Source organism: Olivibacter jilunii, assembly GCF_900607235.1.
Classification (GTDB): domain Bacteria; phylum Bacteroidota; class Bacteroidia; order Sphingobacteriales; family Sphingobacteriaceae; genus Olivibacter; species Olivibacter oleidegradans.
Genome location: NZ_LR027856.1, coordinates 96,983 through 122,902, shown reverse-complemented (window position 1 = coordinate 122,902; position 25,920 = coordinate 96,983). Strand labels below are relative to the sequence as shown.

Genomic DNA, 25,920 nt, shown 5'->3' with positions numbered 1-25,920 from the left:
AATGTTTATAGACTAATTGATTTGACTGATAAATTCTGGCAATTTTCCTATGGACCGCTGATAATCGAGCTTTGTAATCATCAATTGATAGAGGCTACTTACATAATTGCTCTGGGCATTCTTGTAGGCCGAGTCATCGTTCAGGTAATCGGTTAAGCTAACTACACCATGCTGATACTGATAGTCGGTCACATCTAACAGTTTTTGCGCTAACACCATATTGTCATAATTACTTCTATAACTTGTGTAAGCAGTTCCTACCGATGTTTTGGCATTTTCAAAAGCCAATTGTAAATTTTGTGTATTGAAATCGAAATTGGCTAGCTCGTTGTTAAGTTTAAACTTTTCTTCTTTCACTTTGCTTCTTCTTTTCAAGCCAGTAAAGACAGGCACCTTTAACGAAAGGCCTACGTAAGAAAAACTATTCCAGTGATCAAAAGCCTGCGAGAAATCATTGTTCAACGACTGAGTACCGAACCTGCTTACTGCACTTAAAGTAGGGAGGTATGCCGCTTTGCTTGCCTGCAGGTTAATTCGCTGAAGATCTATAGATTTTTCATTTAACTGATATTCGGTAAGTAAGGATAGATCTAAAACATCTTGCATACTATTACTTACAAGCAGTTCATAATCCATATCTGCTTGCAAGGTTATATCATTGTTCATATCCATCCCCATTGAGTTTTTAAGTGCATTCATGGCAAGCTGTTGTTTAGTAATTGCGTCTTCAATCTGGTACAAAGTGGTATTCAAATTAACCTTTACCCTATCCACATCTTTTTCGAGCACTGTTCCATTTTTATATTGGTGATGCAATACATCCACCATTTTCTCATATTTATTTTTGTTCTCAAGTAACACTTGAAGTTGTTCCTTAAAAATCATTACCTGGAAATAAGCCTTAGCCGTATTGTACATCAACAGCTCTTCATTTTGATGTTTTTGTAAGTCAGTCATTTCCACGTATGGTTTATTAGCTTTGATGCCGGCAATTTTTGATGCATCGAAAAGCGTCTGACTGATATCAATTGAAGCATTGGTATTGTATTTTGTCCCGAACTGTGCTTCCGTAGGATCTGGACCAAATATTCCTGCTGGCAATACAGTCGTTTGTAAGCGCATATTGTCCATAGTCGTAAATGAACCCGAAATTTGCGGCAGATAGTCTGCTATAGCCTGTTTTGATTTTTCCCTTGCAATAGCGACATTGGTTGCGTTTATCTGTACAGAAGGATGATTGGTAAGCGCAAACTCCACGCACTGGGTTAAAGTCATCTTTGTCTGGGCCTTTCCACTGAGCACGATAACCAATAAAAACATAGAAATAAAATACTTCATTGTATTGTATCATATAAATTATTGGTGCAAATGACGTAAAGCTTCTCCTTGTTTAAAAGCATTTATTTTTAGAGACGGGCAAAATGGTTCGTGAAACAGGCAAGTAATAAGATTAACTGTCTGTCCGCTTCACATTCATTTATGCCCGTTTAAGCGAAAATTGAATTAAATACCTTTCTAAAATGCGTAGATTTACACTATGAAGAAACAGAATTGGGCCTTCGGTATTGTCATTTGCCTGGGCTTATCATTATTAGGGCAGTCATTTAGAATGTTGCGAAATGAAGAACTGGCCTTTAGTTTTGTCATACAAAACTTGTTATATAATTTTTCTTTTGGCTTAGGCTGTTGGTATCTCCATCAGACTTTATTGCGTCAACAACAAAAAATCCGATCGCAGTATTTGTCCTATCTTTTTTCAACGATCAGTATAATCGGGATAGGAGCCACCGTTTTTCTTTACGATTATCTTTTTATTGTTTTTTTTGGCGAAGGAATGAAACTTCCTGAAATTTTTGGGGATAATAAAACGATTAATCTTTTCGTCAGGGGTGTTTTGGTAAGTGGTTTCACATTTTTTATACTTTACTACCTATTATTACTATATGAAAAACAGCAACACAGCCTAGAGATTGAAAAGTTAAAACAGATACAATTAGTGGCCGACATCTCTTCATTAAAGGAGCAGTTAAGTCCGCACTTTCTATTTAACACATTAAACACCCTTAGTTCCCTTACTCAGGAAAAAAGTGTAAAGGATTTTGTCTCTGAACTTGCGAATGTATACCGATATATGTTAGCCTACAATAAACAGAATAAGGCAACTTTAGAACAGGAGCTATCCTTTATGGAATCTTATCTATATATCCTGAAGACACGCTTGGGCGATGCTATAAATATCGAAGTAAAGGTTGATTCCGATCTGATAAAACATCGAATTCCACCAATGACTTTACAACTGCTTATTGAAAATGCCGTTAAGCACAACATTGCTTCCCTTAATAGTCCCTTACAGATCAAAGTATGGACAAAAAGTCCTGATCAACTTATCGTAAGCAATAATTTCAGACCCAGGAATTCGACACAATATTCAAGTGGAATAGGGTTGAGTAATCTAATGCAACGTTACCAATTACTGTTTGGAAAAGATATTCTTATCGAAAAAACATCGGAAATATTTATTGTAAAATTACCCTTATGCAACATATAAAAGTTTTAATAATAGAAGATGAAATCCATGCCTCCAAAGAATTGCAACGAATCCTTCTTAAAATTGATCAGGAGATTTTCGTTCAAGCTATTATTGATAATATAGAAGATGGTGTAGCCTTTTTATCCTCGGAAGACCAACCGGATCTGATATTTTCTGACATACAGCTGGCAGATGGTACATGTTTTGATATTTATGAACGGGTGGAGGTAAAAAGCCCTATCATATTCTGCACAGCCTATGATCAATACTTATTGGAAGCATTTGATACCAATGCAGTTAGCTACTTATTGAAACCTATAACCGAGGAAAAAGTCGCCAACGCACTACAAAAATTTGAGAAGTTAAAACAGGTCTTTGAACCTCAAAAAACGAAAGCCGCTATTGGTGAGTTATCGCAGCAGTTAAGGGTTCCTTATAAAACAGCCCTACTGGTAGAGCAGCGTGGAAAGATCATCCCATTGCAGGTTAAAGACATAGCTTTTCTCTATCTGGATAAGACAGTTACAAATATTTACACCTTAAATCAGCAGCATTTTTATATCTCCAGCAGTTTAGACGAATTGGAACGCACATTGGATCCCCAAATATTTTACAGGGCGAACAGACAGTTTATTGTCAATAGAAACGCTATTGTTGATGTGGAACGTTTTTTTTCGAGAAAGTTGATCGTTCATCTGTGTTATAAGGGACCTGAAAATGTTTTGATCAGCAAAGCAAAAGCTTCAGGTTTTTTACGTTGGTTGGAAGGAAATTAAATAAGGGAGGTATTGACACCTCCCTTATTTAAATGATTATTCTATTAAAAATTTATCTGACTATTATTTATCTGACTATTACTGTTGTAGAACACCTTATCCCAGGCGAAGCAACAACCACAGGAGCTGGATGGGTTGCCGCTACCACAGCTCCAATAGCAACTGCTGCGATTGCTACCGGAGCAGGCGCAACCACTACCGGAGCAGGTGCAACCACTACTGGCCGTGGAGCAACCACAACTGGCCTTGGTTTGACGACCACTGCAGAGGATCGATGCACTGTTGTTGTTCGGCTAGTACGGTGAACAACGGTTGTCTGAGCTTTTAATTTGTTAGAACCCAAGACCACCAGACCTAATGCTATAAAAACGAATTTTTTCATGATTTTACTGGATTAAATTTCAGTTATTATTCTTCTCTTAAAAGAAATCTTCTATACGTTTAATGAAGTTCCTTAAAATGTTCCTTCATCATCTCCTTATTTTCCTTTTGGTGAGCAAGGTATTTTTGATATTGCTCGTCTGTCAACAGCATCTTTAAAGACTTGTTCCGCTCTTCACCTACCGTTTTCATTTTTTTTAACTGCGAAAGCTTATTGCCGCCCTCACGTTTAATCTGTTGGCTTTTAGATATAAAGCTTTCATTAACCGATAATACTTTCGGATATTGATCGGCCGTTAGTTTTAACTGACTGTTCAAGGTGTCAGTCAAAGTTTTGGCAATAGCTGTTTTTTCTTGCTGCGCTTGGGAATGATTGGCAAACGCTAGTAGCGAAGCCAAAGATAATGAGAAAAGGAAGGCTTTTAATTTTCTTTTCATGATGTTTAAATTTTAAGATTACTGAATTGTTTATTTATTATTAAGACTTGTGAAATATTTCAAATTCTTGTTTCTAGCCATTAAACGGACAAATAAGCGACTAAAACGTCCATAATTCAACTTCAAACCATAAATCATTCATTGTAACTTGCACTACTTCTTATACCCAAAGTGATTGGATCTTTTTCTTTCTCCAAAGATAAATTGGAGTTTACCATCTGTTTTAGAAAATATGCATGAAGCGGGCAAATTTGGATCTCAACAGTCCATTTCAATTACATGAACTATTAGCTATTTATTTGCTCCTATTACATAACCAATGGACGCAATGGCATTAAGCCCACGAACGGATGTAATATTTCCAACCGATTCAAAGTTAGTAGAATGAAAATAAGCAAGCTGTGTTCCAAAAAGTAAACGTTTGCTAGGCCTTATATTGAATCCTACTCCTGACTGTAACAATGGAGCTGTCCTACCTTTTGTGTTAAGATTAATGTTACTTGGATCTTTGATTCTCCCCCATTTCGCAGAAATATAAACCGCCCCCACTCCCAGCAATGCATACGTTGTAATTTTGTTTTTTTTAAGAAAATTATATTTCACACCTAAGGTGGCCGGAACAATGCCCCCGCCCTCAACCCTTAAAGATTCCCCCGCAAGATCAATTTTTTGAGGACCTTTCAGGAAAGAGAGGTCAATAAAACAACCGACTTTATCGCTCACCCAGGAAGTAACATTAATACCTAAATAACTATTTGTCCCGCTCATATCCATATAACTCTTATCTTCACTACCAGATTTTGCAGACCCAAACATAAAAAATAGCCCTGGTTGAAAACTGATCACTAATCTTTTTTTCAATAGGATGTTATTTGCTGAATCTGCCAGCCTTTCCATTTCCGGATCACGTGCAATGGTAAAAACCGAAGAAGTAGTTATGTAGTTGTTTGCCAGCCCCTTCAAATCCTTGATCAGCAATAATGTATCGCTCAGCGAGGAATTCCGTACACTGGCAATTTGTGTATTTAAAGCTGTTTTTATCCTGTCGCCTGTATGTTTATCCTCTGTACTGGTTAGAAGGTATACTTTGTTACGGTTTATTCTAAAATTAAGGTACATATCATTAATAATTGCATGGATAAAGTCTTGGTCATTCTTTAATGAAGCCGAATCCGAACCCCAATTTTTTTTAAACGCCTGAGGGAATACAATTGCGGCATTGATATCACTTAGATGTGTTTTAATTGACCTGTAAATGATTTCCGTACTTGACCCATTTTCATGCAAAACAATGATTAATGGTAAATTAACTGGGAATTCTGTTGTACGACTCGCATTAAGCAGGTAATTTCTGCTGTGCCCATTTATGTTTCTGATAAACTCGCGTTGGGCATAACATGGAAGGGTAAATAAGGCAAATAATAAAACATGAAGGATCGTTTTTATTGAAAAGTTCTGCATAATCTTTTTGTTATCAACTATACCGTTATATGAAGATGGCAAAAGCAGCACATGAGAAGTTGAAAATTTGCTAAAGCCTGCCCTATAAGCAGGCATTTAGCCGCATTTAAAGGTTATTCTCATGAACGCTTGTACTTCGTTGAGAATGGACCCCGATGGAAATTATCTTAAATAATAGGTAAGGGACAGTGCTATAGCCTGGTTGCGTGCACCATTTAGATAACTATAATAGCCTGCATTATCTATCACTTTCCCAAATCCGTGCGAGTAGTTAATGGATAATTTACTAAACGGAAGGTTGAAAGCTATCCCTCCTGTCAATCCCAAGTCCATTTTGTTGAATTTATCGTAATCCAGCTCTCCTACACCGTAATAATAATTCGTCCCCACATTATAATTTGCATCCATCAGAAAACTAAAATATCCCCCAGCCACAAAATCAACAATACTTTTAGTGTGAATGTTCAACTTCAATGGCAATTCTAGATAATGCAGTTTGTAGTTGACAGACCTATAGGTATAGCGGTCAATAAGCTCATCTATCTCAGCACCCTTTTTTGAATACAGCAATTGAGGTTCGAACGAGACCTTTTTGCTAAGCGGAAGGCTGTAACTGATCCCTAAATGGTACCCAAGCCGGAAATCAGCATCTACCGATTGAGTATTATATAAACTTGTCCCTTGTATACCAAAAGTAAAACCAAGATGAGGTTCGTGTATACTATAAACCGGGATTGAATAGCCGTTTTTTTCTCTTACTTGGCACTTCACTGCAACAGAAGCGACCATCAAAAGGATGAGCAATGTTATTTTTTTCATGGTGATTATAGTTTATTATTCATTAATGGATAAATTGTTGAGGTTTATGGTAAAAATGCCTCCGTCGTCAAAGATCACTTTTGCCTCTTGTTCATTCATAAATTCTACCTTACCATGGTAGGTATACATCAACTTTGAACCCTCGTAATTTTTCGTTAAAGTAAAATCCGTGGTCCCTTTATAAATCTTGTCCGTATCCTTTGAAAGATGTACGTCATGAAGGTCACATTCAAAAGTAAAATGGTAACTTTTGTAGCTATTTACAGCATAGAGAGATCCGCTCCTCCTATAATCACCGTTGTATACCTGGTCATCAGCCTCACTATTTGTTCCAGATATACTGAATTTTAGCGCAATATCGTGCTCATATAGTCTTTGACCCGCAAATTCCTCATTAGCTTCCAAAAAGTATTCAACCAGCCCAGTATTGCTACAAGGCACCTGATACTTTTCAGAATAATAATAGGTGTAATCTCCGTAGTGAAAACGACTATCTCCTTGAACGGTGTCCGAATGGCTATATATTTTATCACATGTTAAACGATCGACCATTAAATTACCGGCTAAAGTCATGTTTGCCACCATCCCATAGGTATGATACGCCAGTGAAACTGCAATGGCGTTCTGTGCATCTAAGTAGGCGTCATCTGGGTCTATGACAACCGTGTTGACTTCATCATCGCAAGCATTTAACATCAAAGATGACATAAACAACGACCCAATAAGCAAAATTTTAATCTTCATATATTGTTGAATTTTGATTATAATCTAAATAGGTTTATTGTGGTGTTGCAACTTCTTTTCCCACTAATTTGAAGACCATCTTATTATCGACATAATCTTCTTTATACCATAAGTCATTACTTCGATAATAGACTTTACCCTCTATTTCGACGCGGACAGCTTCTGAAGGAAGCTCCGTAACGAATGTCTCTGCATTCACATCATGGTTATTTGTTCGGGAACAGGCAGTATCCGCCTTCACTTTATCGTCTTTGTAATAGACGCCATCTTTGTAAGTGTAATGTGGGGACTCCTGATAAAAACTGGATGTATAAACTACAGTTGGTCTATTAAGTCCGTAGTAGTAAGGCCCATAATACCAATATGGGCGCGGGGCATAAACTATCGGCCTAGGAACGATAACTGAATGACTATGCCTGACCAGAACCTGACCTTGCATATTCTTAAATGATCCTAAGAGGAGTATAGATCCAAGAAGAAATTTCCCGATAAACCTAAATTTATTATTTTTCATAATACTGATTATTTGTTCATTGCTCAAATATCTCCCGGATAAAACGAATGTCATACAAATTTTCACACGAAACGGGCAAAATTTAAGTTGAAGCAGCCCTTCCAAATATTGGATACTTTTAACTCTATTTGAAACCGGAATATTTCATAATGGGAATCCAAATCCTGCATTTATAAGAACTAGTGGTAAAAATTTAAGAATATAATTCTGCTGTATGCAGCTATTCATAATGACTATTATTCGCCGATACGAATATTAATAGGTTATTCATTTTCTTACGTGAATTTTGGCATCATCAGTTCAGCGCAAGTATTTCCGTTCCTTATGTTTAAGGGAAATCTTATTTTTTGGGGAAATTAAAAATGGGCAATCGCATTAAAAAAACCTTTGGGCCTTCTAGGTCCTTTCATCTTGTGCTGTATTGGTTAAAAACGATTTCACCATTGGTTTCGACATGATCAGTATAAGAAATTCTTAACCGGCATTATCTTGTATGCATGGTCAAAGTTCAATTAAACTACAAAATCTACACTTGGTTTCGGTATCTTGTTAGAGGGTGATATAATACATGACGAAAATCATGAATCTCGTTGACGCAGATCATCGTACCTCTCCGGATCAAGCCTTATCTTTGTGAAATAGGCAGTGAGCGATACCAATCATGATGAGTAAAGTAAGAGAAAAGCTTTGGAAATTATTGTTTGATTGAAAAGTTTTATCAATCATCATATAAGTTTAATCTAGCTCTCTTCATTTGCTCTCGGGATAATGAGAGCCAACATTAATTGTACATTGTTATTGGTTCACCTATAAAAAAGAGCAAAAAAAATTACCGCACAATATATTGAATATATATAGAATCTTAGCTTAAACCATGACGCATAAAGTTATTTCGATTGTACTTGGCGGTGGCCGTGGAAAAAGGCTATATCCTTTAACCGAAAAACGATCCAAGCCCGCTGTTCCCATTGGAGGTAAATACCGTTTGGTAGATATCGCGATATCCAATTGTTTGAATTCTGGATATAACAGGATATTTGTCTTAACACAATTCAACTCTGCGTCGCTTAATCAGCATATAAAAAACACATATAACTTTAGCTTTTTCAGTAACGGCTTCGTTGATATTTTAGCTGCCGAACAGACTTTAGAAGGTGACCGATGGTTTGAAGGGACAGCAGATGCTGTCCGACGGATAGATAAATATTTACAGGGAATTGACTATGACTATGTACTTATTCTGTCCGGCGATCAATTGTACCAAATGGATTATACTCCGTTGATAGATTTTCATATTAACAAAAGGGCAGACATAACAATTGCCACAATTCCTGTTACCGGAAGGGAAGCCTCAGGCTTTGGAATATTGAAGACTAACGAGAACCATCGAATAACCTCTTTCATCGAAAAACCTCAAAAGGAAGATTTGGGTAGTTGGGTTTCAGAGGTTTCCCGGGAAATGCACCAGCAAGGGAGAACATTTTTAGCTTCGATGGGGATATATGTATTTTCGAAAAGCTCATTGATATCCCTATTGAAAGAAAACCAAGGTATGGATTTTGGTCAAGAAATCATTCCTTATGCAATCAATAAACTAAGGGTATTGAGCTTCGAATGCACTGGTTATTGGACAGATATTGGGACTATCCGCTCTTTTTTTGAAGCCAACATCGGTCTGACCGATGACGTTCCAAGCTTTGATCTTTCAAAGGAAAAAATATTCACCCGTGCTCATTTATTTCCACCAAGTAAAATATCAGGAACCATATTGAGCAATATCATTTTGGCTGAAGGATGCATCATCAATGCTGAGAAGATGGAACGCTCAATAATAGGTTTAAGATCAAAAATAGGTAAGGGAACTGTTATTAAACGTGCCTATTTAATGGGCATAGATAGTTATGAGAGACAGAAAGATGTTACTAAAATAACGGATACACAACAACCGCCACCGTTGGGCGTAGGAGAGCGATGTTACATAGAAAATGCTATCCTAGATAAAAATTGCCGTATAGGTAACGATGTGTTTATTCAAGGCGGAAATCATCTATCCGATGCAGATTTTGAATCTTATAGCATTCGAGATGGAATCGTGATTGTGAAAAGAGACGGTATAATAAAAAATGGCGTTAAGATAGGCTTGCATAGTCAACCAATGGAAATGTAGAAGCCACTGAATATTTTATATAGAACAATATACAGGTATTGCAATGATTAATATTTAAAATAAAAACACCTTAAAGTAAATGAAAAGATTAGAAAAAAAAATTGCTTTGATCACAGGCGGTGCCCGTGGTATGGGCTCCCAACATGTAAGACGTTTCGTCGAAGAAGGATGTAAAGTATATTTTACAGACGTCCTTTCAGAGGACGGTGAAGAATTAGCTGCGGAAATAGGCGTTAATGCAATTTTCATTTCACAAGATGTATCGAAAGAAACAGAATGGACAAAAGTTATAAACATCATTGAGAAAAACGAAGAAAAATTGGATATCCTAATCAACAATGCTGGAATTGCCATAGCTAATACGATCGAAAAAACATCTCTGGACGAATACATGAAAATTGTTAATATAAATCAGACTTCTGTATTCTTAGGTATGAAACATAGCTTAATGCTTTTGAAAAAGTCGGCTAACGCTTCCATAGTAAATATTTCATCTATTGCAGGTATGGCCGGATCAACAGGTAACGCGGCTTACAGTAGCAGTAAATATGGCATTCGAGGACTTACACAATGTGCAGCCATAGAATTTGCGCCATTTGGTATACGTGTCAATTCAGTTCATCCTGGTGTTGTGTCTACCCCTATGATCGCACAGGATGATAACAAAGAAATTGTCGACCGATTGGCAAAAACAATTCCTTTAGGAAAAATTGGTCAACCTAATGACTTAACGAATGTGGTTCTTTTACTTGCATCTGACGAGGGAGCTTTCTGTACTGCCAGCGAATTCGTTGTTGACGGTGGAAGTCTTGCAGGATTCTAATTTATCTAACATGCGAATACTAACTTTGATATCATTACATAGTGCATACTACATGCTTCATCAAACGACCAAATTCGGAGCCATTTTAATACTATCTTTTCGTTCCAGTAGGCAGACTCTAGTATGCTAGATATCGAAAATACCACTAATGAAATGCTCGCGGACAATAAACTGATAATTTATCAATTACTGGTACGCTTGTTTGGAAATAAAATAGAGAATTGTCTGTATAATGGCTCATTACTCGAAAATGGGTGCGGCAAATTTGCTGATATCACGGAGTTAGCATTAATAAAAATAAAAGAACTTGGCATCTCACATGTATGGTACACAGGCGTTTTGGACCATGCCACATCGTCGGATTATAGCTCTTTTGATTTATCATCAGATGATCAAAGTAACGTCAAAGGGCGGGCCGGATCACCATATGCGATCAGGGATTATTATAATGTATCACCCGACCTAGCTACGGATGTTACAAATAGGATGGTCGAATTTGAAGAGTTAATTAAAAGAACCCATAATCAGGGATTAAATGTTATAATAGACTTTGTGCCCAATCACGTTGCAAGAAATTATTCTTCAAAATCTAAACCGGCCCAGTGTTCAGATCTTGGCGAACAGGATGATAAATCAAAATCCTTTAGCCCAGAGAATGATTTTTACTATATTTTGGATACAGTATATCGTTCACCTATTTCATCTTGCTATAAATCTGCTTATGCGGGGGAATCGCCTGCCAAAGCATCTGGCAATGACGTTTTTTCCGCTACTCCGGGGCTTAATGACTGGTATGACACTGTCAAACTTAACTATGGCGTAGACTATCTTAATAATAAAACACCATACTTTGACCCGATCCCGCCATTATGGAAAAAAATGATTAATATATTGGTCTATTGGGCAAAGAAGGGTGTAGACGGATTCCGTTGTGATATGGTTGAGATGGTACCATTAGCCTTTTGGTCATGGTCTATACGTCAACTGAAATATCAATTTCCAAATTTAATTTTTATTGGAGAGATTTACAATCCAGCGTTGTATAGTGATTACATTAAAGTAGGAGGTTTTAACTTCTTATATGACAAGGTCGGACTGTATAATGAACTAAGAAATCTAATTGAGTCACCAGATATGGGAGATGTGAGGAAGATCACGTCAATATGGAAATACCATACACCAGGCATATCGAATCACATGTTACGTTTCTTGGAGAATCATGATGAACAACGAATTGCTTCTACTTTTTTTGCGGGTAACCCTTGGTTTGCTAAGGCGGCAATGGTGTTATTATCAACACTCTCATCAGGACCAATCATGATGTATTTCGGACAAGAAGTAGGAGAAACGGCAATTGGAGCAGTAGGATTCAGTGGAGATGACGGTCGTACAAGTATTTACGATTACACCAATGTGCCGCATCATCAACGTTGGATGAATTATGGAAAATTTGACGGGGGACGGCTTTCAAACAGTGAAAAATCATTAAGATTATTCTATAAAAATTTATTCGTAAAAGCTTGCCAAAATCCTGCAGTTAAGGAAGGACAATTTTTCGAACTTTTAAATGGTAATAGCTGGTCTGAAGGCTTTAATGGAAAGACGTATGCTTTTTTGAGATACACGGCAGAAGAACGAGTACTTATTATAGCCAACTTTGAGCATGGAGAAAAAAACGTACGTGTTTTTTTCCCAGATGAGATCTTAGAACTTTTTGGTCTCAGAAAAGAAAATGAACTATTACTTAAGGATTTACTTTCAGACAAGCTTATATATACATCAAAAATGGGTGATGGAATATATTTAAACTTTGTTTCGACAGATGCACTTATTTTAAAATTCTAAAATAAAAATATCATGACTAAAATCAAGTTACCTCCAATTGATGTTCCATTGGCTTTGTCAGCGTCTCGAAGGCCTGCAATAAAACAGCTCGCAAAATTGGCACTAGATCTTAAATGGTCTTGGAATCATCATGCAGACGAAATTTGGCAAAGTTTGAATCACGAACTCTGGAATAAGACCCATAATCCATGGTTGATGTTACAATCATTTTCAATCGATCCGTTAAAAGCAAAAATAAAAGATCGCGAATTTCTAGGACATGTTCAAAAGGTCGCAGATGAAGCTATTAACAAAAGCCTTTCCACGTCTTGGTTTGATACCGTCTACAAAAAGTCTTCTTTAGATTGCGTTGCCTATTTCAGTATGGAATACATGCTCACAGAATCACTTCCGATTTATGTTGGTGGACTCGGGAACGTAGCGGGAGATCAATTGAAAGCAGCAAATGATTTAGGGGTACCGGTAGTAGCAGTTGGATTGCTCTATCAACAAGGATATTTCCGTCAAGAATTAGGAGTTGATGGCCGCCAATTAGTCTTCAAACCCTCCAATGATTCCAGTCAATTACCTATAGTCCCGGTTCGAAAAAAGAACGGAGAATGGTTAAGAATTAAATTGAATTTTTCAAAAGATGAACTTTGGATAAAAGTTTGGCAAGTTCAGATTGGAGATCTTAGGTTATTTTTACTAGACACTAACGATGCGGCAAACCCTCCTGTTCTCCGAGGCATTACGAGTGAAATATACGGCGGCGGCATGGAGTTGCGCATACAACAAGAAATTGTGTTAGGAATAGGGGGCTATAAAGTATTGAGAGAACTTGACATTTATCCGCAGGTCTGTCATTTGAATGAAGGACACGCGGCATTTTTGATTTTGGAAAGGGCTCGTGTATTTATGAGCGAAAAAGGTTGTTCCTTTGAAGAAGCTCTTTATTCAACCCGGGTTGGCAATTTATTTACAACACATACAGCGATAGCAGCAGGGTTTGACTACTACACTACGGATTTACTGAATTTATACCTAGGCAGTTACATAACTGATGAATTATGTACAGACGTTCAGACCATCGAAAATTTAGGAAAAGTTCATCCAAACGATCCAAATGAAAACTTCGGAATGGCCTATTTAGCAATCCGGGGCTGTGGCGCTATTAATGGGGTGAGCCAACTACATATGCAAGTTAGTAAACACCTTTTTTCTCCTTTATTTAATAGGCTGCCGTTAGATGAAGTTCCCATTGGTTTTGTCACAAATGGCATACATGTTCCAACATGGGCATCAAGGGCAGCAGATGACTTTTGGAAAAAAAACACCTCAAATTCAAACCATTGGCATAGTTCAGAGGAAGATATCTCAAAAATATCAAATGTTTCAGACACAACTTTTTGGGAATTTAGAAATTTACAGCGTGCTGATTTAGTGAAATATATAAGAGAAAATGCAGCTAAGGAAATGTACTTGAAAGATACATTCACCCAGCGAAGCACACTAGGGGAATCTTTTTTTGATCCAGATGTCTTTACAATCGGATTTGCTAGACGATTTGTTCCTTACAAACGCAATAGCCTACTATTATATGATGAACAGCGATTACTAAATATTATAAGAAATCATAAAGCACCTGTTCAAATCGTATTGGCGGGCAAGGCCCCACCGTTTGATGGGGGTGGCAACGATATGATAAGACACTGGGTTGAATTTATTAGGCTAAATAAATTGGAGACAAAGGTTATATTCTTGAGCGATTATGACATTGCATTAGCGCAGCAAATGATCAAAGGTGTTGATGTTTGGTTGAATACGCCACGTCGGCCCTGGGAGGCATGTGGAACTAGTGGAATGAAAATTTTGGCTAACGGCGGGCTAAATATTTCGGTCTTAGATGGTTGGTGGGCTGAAGCTTTCGATCCCGCTTATGGATGGTCAATAGGCGATGGCAAGGAATATTATGATAATGGCCAATCCGACTATTTGGAAGCAAATCAACTCTATGACCTTTTGGAAAAAGAAATATTACCTATGTTCTACGTAAGGGACGAAAACGGTATACCTACAGAATGGATAAAAAAAATCAGAAGAAGCATGAGTGATCTTACTTTGCAGTTCTCCGCCACCCGTACGGTAAAAGAATATACGGAAAAATATTATGTGCCCCTTTCACAACGGTATCTTTCTAGAACGTCCAAAAATAAAGAGGATATACAAGTAGATATTTTACAAAAAAAGAGCTTAATGGAAGAATGGAATGAGATTGCTTTTGATGGCGTGACAATAGAATCGAGTGGAGAACGTCACACATTTCGTGCATCCGTCCGATTAGGCGAAATTGATCCGTGTTTGATCTCTGTTGAACTATATGCTGACCAGAAGGGTAATTTACACTCGGAAAAGTTACCGATGGGGTTAGAAGATATTGATAACGAATCTAAATATGCCATTTTTTATATAGAGGTTAATAATAACCGGCCTACTACGGATTACACGGCAAGAATTATCCCTAATTTTGAGCAACTAGATACTAATATCCTTGAAACACATTTTATCAAATGGAGCAATTAGGAATAAGCAATTGAACTAGCCATTAATTGATTTGCAAATATTAGACTTCAATAGTTATAGGAATTCAATCCGTAATTGTAAATACTACGATTAGAATAACCTTTGATGCCAAAAAAATTCTCTATACATAAGTGACACCTGTTTATAAAATTAAGGGTTAATAAATGCATAAGAAATGACTAACCTAAAAGAAGTAAGACATCGAATTCAATCAGTCAGCTCCATAAAGCAAATTACTACCGCTATGAAAATGGTATCCACCTCCAAATTGTTGAAGGCGAATAGTAGTATAGTGCGATTACGTCCGTATGCTGATAAATTTAAAGAAATTATGTCTAGAGTTGCAACCTCTCTTCATGACAACTCATCCACTTTCTCAGCGGAACGAATTCCTACAAAGGTATTAGTGGTAACCGTGACTACTACCAAAGGTCTTGTTGGAGGTTTCAATTCTGCTATTATAAAGGCAACTAATAACCTAATCCGGAACAAGTATGCAGAGCAATTTGAAAATGGTGAGGTAAGGGTTTTAACTATCGGCAGGAAGGGGTACAATTACTACAATACGAACCATTACCGTATTATTGATAACTATGTCAATTTATTTGATGACTTGTGTTATGATAAGGTATTAGACATGACCAACAATATACTTACTGAATATAAAATCGGTAATTTTAATCGAGTAGATATGGTGTATAACCAATTTCTGAATCCATCTGTACAAATCTTGACTGTGGAGCGGCTTTTACCTTTTTTGTATTTGCCAGAAATTGAAAAAGATATAAAACCCAATGATTCAGAATACATTATCGAACCATCCGAAACAGAAATAGTAGAAAATTTAATCCCAAAAGCTATTACCCTTCAGATTTATAAGGCATTTCTGGAGTCAAATGCTTCCGAACACGGGGCGCGTATGACAGCTATGGATAATGCAAGTGAAAATGCAGACGTATTGATTAAGGAGCTTCGAATTAAATATAATCAGGCGCGTCAGAATTCTATCACTAATGAAATTCTGGAAATTGTTTCTGGAGCCGAAGCACTGACAAGACGTTAGATTCGGTTTGTTTGAATTTTTTATCAATAATAAATTAAGACCACAAAATAGTGTGTCATTGTTTGCTCGTTAATTGATAAAAAGTTCAAAAATTTCTCTTTCCACAAAAAAAGAGGCGTTTCTATTTTCTAAATTAAAGTATAAAAACACCAATACTATTTTGTGGATAACTATCTTCGAAATTCTTGTGGAGATCCCACAAACAAGAAAAACTTTGATGCAACAAATAAATTTGGATCTAGTCTGCTGTAGACCTGGCTCTTTTCTTGAAGCTGGGCCAGGAAAATAAATCATTACGATGATTTAACCATAAATAAATAAGTTACAAAGTAAGTAGTTGTGGAAGTATAAAGGCAAAAATGTCCGCTCCAGTATAGAATTTGCCCGCATCGCAAACTTATTGCATCAAGATCAAGCAAACATTTCATAAATTTCTTTAACGAAAGTTTATATGCACACCGGGACCTTGAGCGTGGTTCTCCCGCCAAAATCATTAAAATGCATAGAATGACAGCAATTGTTATATGGTATTTAATCGTTATGAATGAAAAAAATATTGGTTATCGGAGATAATAAATCGAAAAATTTGAGAAACATAATTAAAGCACAAAATTTATCGGAATCTGGCGTGTATTATACCGAAAGTGTAAAAGATGGTGTTGATTTAGCCTTACAAGATCCGCCAGATATAATCGTATTTAACAGTGTGATAACTAGGTTAGATGGTAAAGATCCTTTACATATACTGCAAGAAGATGAGCGGTTGAAAAATGTCCAATTGTTTTTTTTAAAAAGTTATATTGAGTGGTATGACATCCAGAAAGACATGTTTCCAGGAACAAATGATTGTTTATCGAAATCCATTGAACCGGTTGAACGTCTAAATTTTATAGAAACTAAAATCGGAGAGAATGATATTAGGCAAAGATATGATCAGTTTCTTAACGGAGATCCACCCATTACTAACGATTTAACTGACAAAGATTGTATCATCAACCTAATAAAGTATAGTAACACTAATAAGTATACTAAAGGAGAGTCTATTTACTCTGAAGGAAATCGGCCTATATATGTTTTTTTTATTATAAAGGGGAAGGTTAAAACCTTTAAACGAAATGGGGATGGTAAAGAACTCATTTTAGGAATATTCGGAAATGGAGATTTTCTAGGTCATGGAGCTATGATCCAAGACAATGCTTATAATGAATCTGCTGAAGCGCTTGAGGACACAATGATTGCTATTATAGCAAAAAGTGAATTTGAAAAATTGGTCTGCAATAATTTACCTGTAATGAAAATGTTCATTCGAATTTTAGCTAAAGAAGCAGATCTTCAGAAACAACAGTTAGTGGCTATTGCCTATAATTCACTACGAAAGAAAGTTGCAGAAGCTTTATTAAATCTAAAACACGAATATCACAACACGGAAAAAACTCCTTACGTAGAGATTTCAAGAGCAAACTTGGCGTGTATTATCGGAATAGCGAAAGAGTCATTGATACGTACCCTAAGTGATTTTAAACATGAAAAACTGATCACTATTCAGGACAAAAAAATTCTGATTTCAGATATCCGCAGATTGGAGTGTATGCGTAACTAGCGCCATCTCCAGACCTTTAGCAAAAATTGATATCACTACCCTTTACGTTATTTTTTTCATTATTCTTAATTGTCGCTCTTAATAAGAAAAAGCATTATTGAAATCTTCACTACATGTCCATTTACTCGATATCAAATAATACGTTTGAAATTATGATAGTTTTTAGATTTCGGAGAAGTTGACCACGCGATTGCGTGGCAAACTGACCACCTAATTTGGTGGCGAAGCTAGCTGGGAGCTGTAGCAGTTTTGTAATCAAAAGTACTAATTAAAAAGTATCGATTCTGTTTTTATTTTCGGTTATTATGGCACGCTTCTTTCTCATGGATTCCCCGTTTAGTTCTATCCGGTGGGCATCGTGTACGATACTGTCCCATGATAGTGTCTGCAATGGTTTTGTCCCCGATCAATTCACACCATGCACTGACTGGCAGCTGGTATGTTATTGTTAATGATAAAGCAACTCTACCGCCTTTTTAAATTTCTCGTTCGTAGACTTATTTTGAGCATGTTTAACAATACGGTCATTTAGGAATAGCGCAGTAGGGGTATAGCACAACTGACTTGAAAAAACAATGCGGCTTCTGATCATATCGATATGGTATTCTTTTATTAGCGTTGCTGTTTGTTCCAAAAGGCTAAACCAATAATCAAACGGAAAAAAACTATTTGTAGCCCAATCTTTAGCATATTCTTCTTTATGCCGTTTAAAATCCTCACAAAAAGCCAATATTTCATCCAGTGAAAGCGGTATTTCTTCGGGGAAAAGTGCATGTAGCATTTTTGCTTTGTCCTCGTTCGTAAATTCAACTAATGGTTTCATAATCTAAAGCAAATTAAGGCATACAGCTTGAAAGCTGTATGCCGACTTAAAAATCAATTATCTAAATCCTTAGCGAATGTTTTTGCAAAATAAATAGCGCTTGCGCTTATATATCTTTGCCAAGCTCCTTCACTGGACGACCAACGGAAACCGCATTTTTTAAGTTTCTTGCGAACTTCAAAACTTGGCGTAGTTTCAAAAAACAGTTGCAAGCGATTAGCTTCCCTGTTTTCAAAAATGCGAACGCCGTTAATAACTTCATTAAAAGGCTTCCCTTCCCGTTGCTTTTGCAATTGACGTATGCGGTCTTTTATCCGCTTTATATTTGCATTGTTATTACGGAGTGAATAAGAAGCAAAGCCGATTTTCCCCATCACATCAGGCGTGTTTATCTTTTGCCAAATCTCTTCCGTTGCATGGGGCAAGGCCAAGAAACCTTCTTTGCTCTTCTGTTTAATAAACTTATTGGCAGCTTTCATAAAAGCCTGGCTATGTTCCAAGCTTTTTAATTTCTCTTGAAGTTTGTTTATTGCTTCGGGGTCATCGGAATAAATAGCGGTGTTGTTTTCGATAATCTGCGCCTTTTCTTCATAATATCTGGCCTTATCCATTTTTTCAAAGGATTTACCAAATTTATTGTGGATTTTTTGACGGTAATTCCGATCACTCTTTTCACTGTGATGACCGATTAAAATAGGTTGTCCGAACGGTATTGCTTTGGATATTTCCGAAGCCTGATTATATAAACTTTCGGCTTCCTTTTCGTTTTTTATCGCCTGTTTTTGGGCATTTTCTATGCGCCTTTGTCTGCGCTGTTCAAAATCATGTTTCATAACCTGATTGCAAATAATTTTTTATCATTCCTGTTATCCTTATCCCTGTTGACAGTTTCACTCCCGTATTTTGCACGTATTTCGTCCAATGACTTCTTTCCACCTTTGGAAACTTTATACTCTTCCGTTCTGAAATACCAAGCCTGTTTTTTCGGTGCGAAAAAGTAACCCGCTTCTTTCAGCGTTTTCCTTACGGGATAGGTTATCCCTGTTACCCAAATCCAATACCCAACCAGTTCGATAATGATTCCGTCCAAATAGATGATCTTTTCAATGGCCTGTCTGTATTCCTTGGAAACCTGCATTTCATTCTCTGTTTCTTCATCGGAAAGATCAGCCCCTTTAATGGTTTTGGCAGATGCAAAAGCATATTCTTTGTTGATCTCCTGCATGGTCACTGTATCTCCCCCTAAATCGGGATGGAATTGTTTAGCAAGCTTCTTGTACAGGGCTTTTATTTCCTCTAAAGTTTGGCAGTGGTTAAACCATTTCATAACGTGTATTTTAGTGGATAAATAAGCGTCCCCGCAATAACAGGGACGCAAAACGGAGATTAAGCAGGAATAAGATTAATAATGTCCAAATCCACATCCCTAAGCTTATCAGTGCAAAAGGTTTTAACGTCCTCAGCTACCTCTTTGATTAATGTAGGGTTCTTGGTGGTAAAGGTTTTGCCTTTATCATCCTGAATGGTCAGCAAACAACCTTGAAAATGATTATTTTCTGTTTCTTCCTCGTTGTCCTTTAGCGACACCTCAAATTCTTTAAGGGTGGTAATAATGGCAGTCAGGTTATCCCTGTGCCTGATTTTGCGGTTCAGCTTATCGCCCAATTCAATATGACGTTCTAAAATTGCCTTTTGCTCCGCAATCTTTGCAGCAATGGAAGCTTTTAACTCCTTCTTGGTCGGTTCGGACGTAATGGTTTCTGTTTTTGGTGCTACTTCCTCTTTCGGTTGTTCAGCCTGTGCAGGTACAGTGCTTACCGATTCCTTTGTTGCTTCGCCTTTAGGTTTGTCGTCAAATCCCTTGCTTAATGGCAGTCCATTTGCTTTAGGCTGTTCGCTCTTGTTTTCTTTAGTTACTGCTGTAGTGCTTACTTTTCCGTTTTCTTTATTGTTTCCGATTACTGTAGTTTTCATGATTTCTGTTTTTTATGATTTCAATAATTTCGTTTGTGTAATTTCCTTTTGGGGCAGGGCGAAGGCAAAACTGCTCCGGTTTGCTGCTAGCTCAATGGGGGGGCTTCTTCCTTTAATTTTCATACTACCTAACATTTTAAGTCCATCGGGCGCAGGGGCCCTCCGGCAATTGTTAAGCAGCCGCACCTTAATAGAATCCCCATCCGTGCAAGGCTTTGCCGAAAAAAATACTCTTTTCCTACGTGGGCTGCGAGGTGGGGAAAAGGAAGATTTTTTTCGAGCAAACCCGAAGGGTATGCCTTGCTCGGTTGGGGATTGTTTAATTTATTTGCTAACGAATCGACGGGGGGTACGCAAAACTCCAAGCGTTGAAGGGACTAAAAGGAAATAAAGGGAGATAACACATATCGGACAGGCAACCGAATGGTGAGGAACAGGGCCGCCTGTTGTAAAAAAGGGTAGCAGTTCTTTAGTTCCAAAGAGCTGCTACCCGTCCAAAAAGATTTTATATAAAAAAGGAGTAAGCGTAGGATTATTCGCTTATTTTAGTGTAGGTAACTGTTTCACCGTCATCAGAAGGCCATTGCATAACTCCTTTATCGACATCAAAAGAAAGAATATTCACACCGCCCCTTAACTGGCCGACAATGCGTAGTGTGGTATCGCTGGCCTGAAAATCAGCAACTAAAACAGAGCCTGTTTTTCCCTTGTTCCAAACCCCTGCAACCTTATTGGCAGGACGGTTCGGGTCGTCTTTCTTCGCGTTGCTCCAATGGGCTATGGTCTGCACGTCGAATTTTCCGTCGTCCGTTGGCTTGATTTCTACCGTATCCCTGTAGTAATCAAAGGTGGATTCGCTTTCAGAAGCGTATTTTCCGGCAATGCGGTCTTTAACTTCTGATCCCCTACCGGAAGATGAACACGAAAAGGTAATCGAAGTAATGACCAATAAGGAAATGAATTGGAAGTTCTTTGGTGCTTTCATATCTGATTTTATTGGTAAGACACTCAAATATAAGCATCTATAAAAAACAGATCAACGGTTTCTTAAAAAAACAAAACTTTCCGCAACAAAAAAGTCCGGCATTTATGTGCCGGACTTTAATAACAACTGAAGGAAGCTTATTTACCGTTTTTGATGGTGGTAACTTCATTTCGGATTTCCTGTGCAAGACTTTTAAGTTCCTGCAAAGCTTTGCGTAAGCGTGTTCCGGCAGCGCCGTTGCTTTTGTTATAAAACTTGTCGGCATCTGCTTCTGCCGAAGCAATGATGTTCTTTAATTCTGTGAATTTTTCCATAGTTATTTATTTTATTTGAACAATAAGTGATATTCCGTTTATTATAACAGAGTCAAAGTAAACGAATTAGCCCCTATCTGCCAAGAGCTACGCCTTCATTCTGGTTATTTTCCACGGTTTGCCGAACCGTTTGACCGGATTGACTGACATTTTTTTGGATTTCTGGTTTCAGAAATTCTTCCCGTTTTTCCGGCTTTCCGTTTTCCAATGTGAAATTAATTTTCCCCCACCTTACAGCAGCTTCTACAAAAACAGAAAGTGTTTCACCGTCTTTTCTCTCGGCAGTGACCAATACACGGTTTCCGTTTTTTATGCTGGCATAGACTTTTTCAGCTTTTTCCGGATCTTCAAGTCCTTTGATGTTATATTTATCCAAAGATTCTTTAAGATCAAATCCATAATTGGGAACATGGTATGTTTTAAGTTCATAATTCCCGTTCCTATCTCTTGGTTTATCGGTATTTAGCATAAGCCATGCCTGGTAGATAATTCCATTGGAGTTTAACAGGTCGTCACGAAAAACCGCCCGTTTCTGCACCATATTTCCGGCCTGTTCTTTGTTAAAACCCCTGCCTTCTTCAATGTAAAACGTTTGGGGGGTCGGGTTTGCGTAATAGGCGGCCTGAAAAGTTTTGGCAACGAAATTTACTTTTCCGTTCTCCATATTGGCAACCATATTTTTATGGGCAGGATCTTTTCCAATGGAAAGTTCAGCGTTCCCATTCTGTTTTTTGAACAGATCAATAGCTTCATTCACATTGTCCAGTTTTTTGACCATATTTTTGCCATCTTCTCCTTTGGTAATGACCATATACTTTTGTCCCGGTTCCAATGGGTCAACTTTGTTATGGACTGCCTGAAAACTGTTCCAATAATAATAATCCGATTGGGCAGACTTTTTGAAATTAAGGGTATAATCAATCTGTCCTTTTCCTGTAGCGGGCATGCTATCATACGCTTTAAACTGTGGTACGCCAAGACGCATGTTTTCTTCTATCTGTGCGATGGTCTTTTCACTAAAGCCAAGGCTTTTTGCATCTTCTTTTCTATCTTCTAAATTGTTCAGATTCATAATTTTTAAGTTTTAATGTTAACGATTGGGTTAAATGTGCATTGATTGTTTCCTGTACTGTTCGGTCTGCGGAAAGTGGATCACGTACTGACGCTCGTTCACGTATTCGTTTTGGGCCTTATTGTTCTCCAAGAAGTTTTCTATACTGTATGGAACATTTTTGCTGTCCCTTAGCAGAAATGAGCCTTCCCTCGGATCAGCCTGCATCTGGTAATCCTGTCCATCTTTGGCGGTAAACTTTACCGTACCGCCTTTTTCGAGTTCATTGATTACCATATCCCTCGATAAACCTTCGATCCCTGATTTTCTTGAGAAGTCGGTCAATATTGCTTTTAAATCGTATGCGAAAGCAGGATCGAATACCATGATTTTTATGTCCTGATTTTCAGTTTTACCATTAAGATCAGCCTGCAACCACCTTTGGACATATTGGCCGTCTTCATTTTCAAATGTTTTTTTTATGGCCTGCCCGTGTAAAAGCTTTACTGCATCATGTAGGGATATCTTACTTTCATTGTCGATGGTGTATTTCAAGCGTCCCTGAGCATGTTCATCAATAAGAGAGATTTCCAAATGGGAAATTGCTATCTTTCCCGGCTTTTCGGCAATAAGGGCCACGTTCAGATCTATCCTTTCTTTTCCGTTCAATTGGGCCGTGAGCGGTAATGTGAACTTTTCTTCTTCCGTGTCCAAGAGATGACCAAGTTTGCCCGATAAAGCGGATAATCCTTTTTCCCTAAACTGCCATTTCAAATATTCCAGGCTTTTTTCTTTCTCTCTCTGAAAATCCCTGATATGTTTCGGTTTGTCATACAGACGCTCTGTCAACGAGATCAATAACCGTATGAACCTGTCCGGATACAGTTGCCTGCGCATGCGCCTTGTTATGGAATTTCCAATACCAATAAACGCCCTTTCTTCTGGGCTTGGGTTTAACGAAAGTCTGTATAACCCATATCTTAAATGATCGTACTTACTCTTTAACACGGCACGGGCAGCGCCATCACCCAAACCGCTAAAGTTCAGACGAGTCTGCTTTTCCTCCCAATTGCGCCATATCTGTTCTGCCCTGTTCATAGTACTTTCCGTTAGCGGCTTTTTAGATCATTGTTTTTTAACAATACCGGTTCACCGGCTTTTAGCTTAACCTTGATTTTCCGGACTTTTTTACTGATCACATTCCGTGCAGCTTCCATTCCGGCACCTGCTACCTGTGAAGCTATGGATTGATCAAGGCCATACATACCGATTCCCGAAACGAAGTTGCCCGTACCAAGATTGGCCGCTTCTGTGAGAACGGCCTGTGGAGCGTCGATCCCTTCCATCCCGTCAAGGCCATAAACACTAAGATTAACTGGCACAATGGATGTCCCAAAACGGATGTTGCGGATGTTCAGCAATACACGCTGATTAGCAATCCGGCAGGTGGCATACAGGTAGAACCCTTTCGGCAGGTGTTGGCCATTGATCACGGTGCTGTCCTGTAACTGAAGCCTGACCGTTGCCCCCTGTGATACTTTCTGTTTGTCGGTAATGATGGCAGGTACAGCCTTAAAAGTACTGTCTGGTTCACTGTTTCCTTCTCTTTCACTCTCCGGAAGCCTATCTTTTATCCGTTGGGGGTGCTGAATGTCTATGATGGTCTGCAAAAGGGTGTTCAGTTCTTTCATTTCCTCATCGTCCGTACTGTCTTTTTTCATCGTTTCCATCAACGCTTCCAAACGGTCTATGTCCCTGCCCATATCCTCATGTTGCGGCTCTACTGGGTTTGGTCTGGTGGCTGTTGTACCGGTTTCTTTTTCCGGTACCTTTTCGGGCCTGTTTATTTCTTCTTGGATAGCTTTTAATTTCTGATCAATTTCGGCAGCTTTGGGATCTTCCTGAACGGAAAAGCCCATCTTGGCAACCATATCGGCCATACTGTTTTTTTGGTTTCCCGTATCCGGAGCGGCCTGATAAAATCCCATTTTATCCTTTGGCTCTTTCTTTTTCTGAAAAGAGGCATTGGGCAACTCCATGTTTATACCCTTCACTTTGGGTTCGTCTTCGGCCTTAACGCCTCTCCCGCCACCCATTGCGTAAAAAGCAAACGTCAAAAAGGGCAGCACTAAAAGTGGCATAACAAGGAAAACTTTTCTCGTGTCTTTCAATTTTTCCATAGTGATAATTTATTTGGTTTCACAAATCATTTAAGCCCCCGCAAAAGCAGGGATATGCAGTAAGTAGCGATCAGCACGCAGAACAGGGCGAGGCCCAGCATCAAAACCCACTTGGGCAACCGATTCACCCTGTTTTCAAGAAATGAGGCAAGACGTTTCTGTCCGTTAACGATCTTTGATGCGATCCGGGATGCCTGTTCATCGTTTAAATCGGATAACCTGTCCTGCCTGTGTTTTCTGAAAAGCTTCATTGCACAAGATTTTGGTTCTCGATTATTTCCCAGTTCTGTATTAAAAATCCATGCGGATTGTCATCTGTCTGCTTTTTTAAGTCTCTTATCTGACCTTTGGTAACAAGCCGTTTTGTTGCCGTACTGGTTGAACGAGTGAGTTTTTGGCTTGCGTAGCAGACAAATGAAAAAGGATAACTGTCGATATCAAGGACCGTACTGTCAATTTCTATTTCCTCCGATATGTTAGCGCTGATTAGGTTATTGTAATACCCCGATTCTTTCAGGTTGTCATACTGTCTTTTGGCGGACTGATCGGCCAGATAGAGGGCCTTGGAAATACTGGCCTGAATAGCCTTATCATCCGGTATCAGGTTAAAGAAGTATTGGTGGAAAGTACTGATATGATCCCGAAGTTCTACAGGCAAATTGCTTTTCCTGTCTGTTGCCATAGCCTGTAGAACCTTCCCATTGTAGAGTACATATATGCGCCCCTGTGCCGCATTTACGAACTGATAACTTTTGTAAACGTAATAATAACCTATCAGCACGTTGGCTATGATCAGCATGATACTGAACAGACGTATGTGCCTGAACGCTGTGTCGATATTTTTGAACTGTGTGAACATAATTTAAAGTT

Annotated in this window: 25 protein-coding genes; 8 read left to right on the top strand and 17 right to left on the bottom strand. The window is 38.1% G+C overall.

What is annotated here, in order from left to right; genetic code table 11:
• Positions 1 to 12: 12 nt before the first annotated feature.
• Positions 13 to 1,338 (bottom strand): TolC family protein, encoded by a 1,326-nt coding sequence (locus E0E36_RS23325; RefSeq protein ID WP_130857962.1) that lies wholly within the window; start codon positions 1,336 to 1,338, stop codon positions 13 to 15.
• Positions 1,339 to 1,537: 199 nt separating this feature from the next.
• Here E0E36_RS23325 and E0E36_RS23320 point away from each other — a divergent pair, with 199 nt between their 5' ends.
• On the top strand, positions 1,538 to 2,548 hold the full coding sequence (locus E0E36_RS23320; RefSeq protein ID WP_130857961.1) for a sensor histidine kinase: 1,011 nt from the start codon (positions 1,538 to 1,540) through the stop codon (positions 2,546 to 2,548).
• Positions 2,536 to 3,306, top strand: a complete 771-nt coding sequence (locus E0E36_RS23315) for a LytR/AlgR family response regulator transcription factor (RefSeq protein WP_242627377.1) — start codon at positions 2,536 to 2,538, stop codon at positions 3,304 to 3,306. Before E0E36_RS23320 ends, E0E36_RS23315 begins: the two co-directional genes overlap by 13 nt.
• A 67-nt stretch (positions 3,307 to 3,373) precedes the next feature.
• Here the strand turns inward: E0E36_RS23315 and E0E36_RS28420 are convergent, their stop codons facing one another.
• The 6 genes from E0E36_RS28420 to E0E36_RS23285 all read right to left on the bottom strand — a co-directional run bounded on the left by E0E36_RS28420 (position 3,374) and on the right by E0E36_RS23285 (position 7,588).
• The gene (locus E0E36_RS28420) at positions 3,374 to 3,688 is read right to left on the bottom strand and encodes a hypothetical protein (RefSeq protein WP_423213035.1); all 315 of its coding nucleotides are present in this window, start codon (positions 3,686 to 3,688) and stop codon (positions 3,374 to 3,376) included.
• A gap of 59 nt (positions 3,689 to 3,747) precedes the next feature.
• The gene (locus E0E36_RS23305) at positions 3,748 to 4,125 is read right to left on the bottom strand and encodes a hypothetical protein (protein WP_130857959.1); all 378 of its coding nucleotides are present in this window, start codon (positions 4,123 to 4,125) and stop codon (positions 3,748 to 3,750) included.
• Positions 4,126 to 4,416: 291 nt separating this feature from the next.
• Positions 4,417 to 5,586: an alpha/beta hydrolase family protein gene (locus tag E0E36_RS23300; protein WP_130857958.1), complete on the bottom strand. Its 1,170-nt coding sequence runs from the start codon at positions 5,584 to 5,586 to the stop codon at positions 4,417 to 4,419.
• A gap of 162 nt (positions 5,587 to 5,748) precedes the next feature.
• Complete coding sequence (locus E0E36_RS23295) at positions 5,749 to 6,405, bottom strand: porin family protein (RefSeq protein ID WP_130857957.1); 657 nt, start codon at positions 6,403 to 6,405, stop codon at positions 5,749 to 5,751.
• Between the two features lie 15 nt (positions 6,406 to 6,420).
• A complete protein-coding gene (locus E0E36_RS23290; RefSeq protein ID WP_130857956.1) occupies positions 6,421 to 7,149 on the bottom strand; it encodes a hypothetical protein in 729 nt (242 codons plus the stop codon).
• 34 nt (positions 7,150 to 7,183) lie between these two features.
• The gene (locus E0E36_RS23285) at positions 7,184 to 7,588 is read right to left on the bottom strand and encodes a hypothetical protein (protein WP_165447057.1); all 405 of its coding nucleotides are present in this window, start codon (positions 7,586 to 7,588) and stop codon (positions 7,184 to 7,186) included.
• A gap of 949 nt (positions 7,589 to 8,537) precedes the next feature.
• Here E0E36_RS23285 and E0E36_RS23280 point away from each other — a divergent pair.
• From E0E36_RS23280 to E0E36_RS23255, 6 genes are all read left to right on the top strand, one after another.
• On the top strand, positions 8,538 to 9,830 hold the full coding sequence (locus tag E0E36_RS23280) for a glucose-1-phosphate adenylyltransferase (RefSeq protein ID WP_130857954.1): 1,293 nt from the start codon (positions 8,538 to 8,540) through the stop codon (positions 9,828 to 9,830).
• Between the two features lie 79 nt (positions 9,831 to 9,909).
• Positions 9,910 to 10,653, top strand: coding sequence for an SDR family oxidoreductase (locus E0E36_RS23275; protein WP_130857953.1), 744 nt, complete (start codon positions 9,910 to 9,912; stop codon positions 10,651 to 10,653).
• A 123-nt stretch (positions 10,654 to 10,776) separates the two neighbouring features.
• The gene (locus E0E36_RS23270; RefSeq protein WP_242627376.1) at positions 10,777 to 12,498 is read left to right on the top strand and encodes an alpha-amylase family protein; all 1,722 of its coding nucleotides are present in this window, start codon (positions 10,777 to 10,779) and stop codon (positions 12,496 to 12,498) included.
• Positions 12,499 to 12,510: 12 nt separating this feature from the next.
• The gene (gene glgP / locus E0E36_RS23265) at positions 12,511 to 15,060 is read left to right on the top strand and encodes an alpha-glucan family phosphorylase (protein ID WP_130857952.1); all 2,550 of its coding nucleotides are present in this window, start codon (positions 12,511 to 12,513) and stop codon (positions 15,058 to 15,060) included.
• Positions 15,061 to 15,235: 175 nt separating this feature from the next.
• Positions 15,236 to 16,123: an ATP synthase F1 subunit gamma gene (gene atpG, locus E0E36_RS23260; protein ID WP_130857951.1), complete on the top strand. Its 888-nt coding sequence runs from the start codon at positions 15,236 to 15,238 to the stop codon at positions 16,121 to 16,123.
• A 544-nt stretch (positions 16,124 to 16,667) separates the two neighbouring features.
• Positions 16,668 to 17,723: a cyclic nucleotide-binding domain-containing protein gene (locus E0E36_RS23255; protein ID WP_130857950.1), complete on the top strand. Its 1,056-nt coding sequence runs from the start codon at positions 16,668 to 16,670 to the stop codon at positions 17,721 to 17,723.
• A gap of 448 nt (positions 17,724 to 18,171) precedes the next feature.
• Here the strand turns inward: E0E36_RS23255 and E0E36_RS23245 are convergent, their stop codons facing one another.
• From E0E36_RS23245 to traK, 10 genes are all read right to left on the bottom strand, one after another.
• Positions 18,172 to 18,546, bottom strand: coding sequence for a hypothetical protein (locus E0E36_RS23245; protein ID WP_130857949.1), 375 nt, complete (start codon positions 18,544 to 18,546; stop codon positions 18,172 to 18,174).
• Positions 18,547 to 18,599: 53 nt separating this feature from the next.
• A complete protein-coding gene (locus E0E36_RS23240) occupies positions 18,600 to 19,379 on the bottom strand; it encodes a DUF3560 domain-containing protein (protein ID WP_130857948.1) in 780 nt (259 codons plus the stop codon).
• Complete coding sequence (locus tag E0E36_RS23235) at positions 19,376 to 19,873, bottom strand: J domain-containing protein (protein WP_130857947.1); 498 nt, start codon at positions 19,871 to 19,873, stop codon at positions 19,376 to 19,378. The genes E0E36_RS23240 and E0E36_RS23235 overlap by 4 nt, the downstream gene beginning before the upstream one ends.
• A gap of 59 nt (positions 19,874 to 19,932) precedes the next feature.
• On the bottom strand, positions 19,933 to 20,520 hold the full coding sequence (locus tag E0E36_RS23230) for a hypothetical protein (protein ID WP_130857946.1): 588 nt from the start codon (positions 20,518 to 20,520) through the stop codon (positions 19,933 to 19,935).
• A gap of 532 nt (positions 20,521 to 21,052) precedes the next feature.
• On the bottom strand, positions 21,053 to 21,505 hold the full coding sequence (locus E0E36_RS23225; protein WP_130857945.1) for a hypothetical protein: 453 nt from the start codon (positions 21,503 to 21,505) through the stop codon (positions 21,053 to 21,055).
• 137 nt (positions 21,506 to 21,642) lie between these two features.
• Positions 21,643 to 21,819, bottom strand: coding sequence for a histone H1 (locus tag E0E36_RS23220; protein ID WP_130857944.1), 177 nt, complete (start codon positions 21,817 to 21,819; stop codon positions 21,643 to 21,645).
• A 73-nt stretch (positions 21,820 to 21,892) separates the two neighbouring features.
• Positions 21,893 to 22,891: a hypothetical protein gene (locus tag E0E36_RS23215; RefSeq protein ID WP_130857943.1), complete on the bottom strand. Its 999-nt coding sequence runs from the start codon at positions 22,889 to 22,891 to the stop codon at positions 21,893 to 21,895.
• Positions 22,892 to 22,921: 30 nt separating this feature from the next.
• The gene (locus E0E36_RS23210; RefSeq protein ID WP_130857942.1) at positions 22,922 to 23,968 is read right to left on the bottom strand and encodes a hypothetical protein; all 1,047 of its coding nucleotides are present in this window, start codon (positions 23,966 to 23,968) and stop codon (positions 22,922 to 22,924) included.
• Between the two features lie 11 nt (positions 23,969 to 23,979).
• On the bottom strand, positions 23,980 to 25,050 hold the full coding sequence (gene traM / locus E0E36_RS23205) for a conjugative transposon protein TraM (RefSeq protein ID WP_130857941.1): 1,071 nt from the start codon (positions 25,048 to 25,050) through the stop codon (positions 23,980 to 23,982).
• A gap of 247 nt (positions 25,051 to 25,297) precedes the next feature.
• The gene (gene traK, locus E0E36_RS23200) at positions 25,298 to 25,909 is read right to left on the bottom strand and encodes a conjugative transposon protein TraK (protein WP_130857940.1); all 612 of its coding nucleotides are present in this window, start codon (positions 25,907 to 25,909) and stop codon (positions 25,298 to 25,300) included.
• Positions 25,910 to 25,920 lie beyond the last annotated feature (11 nt).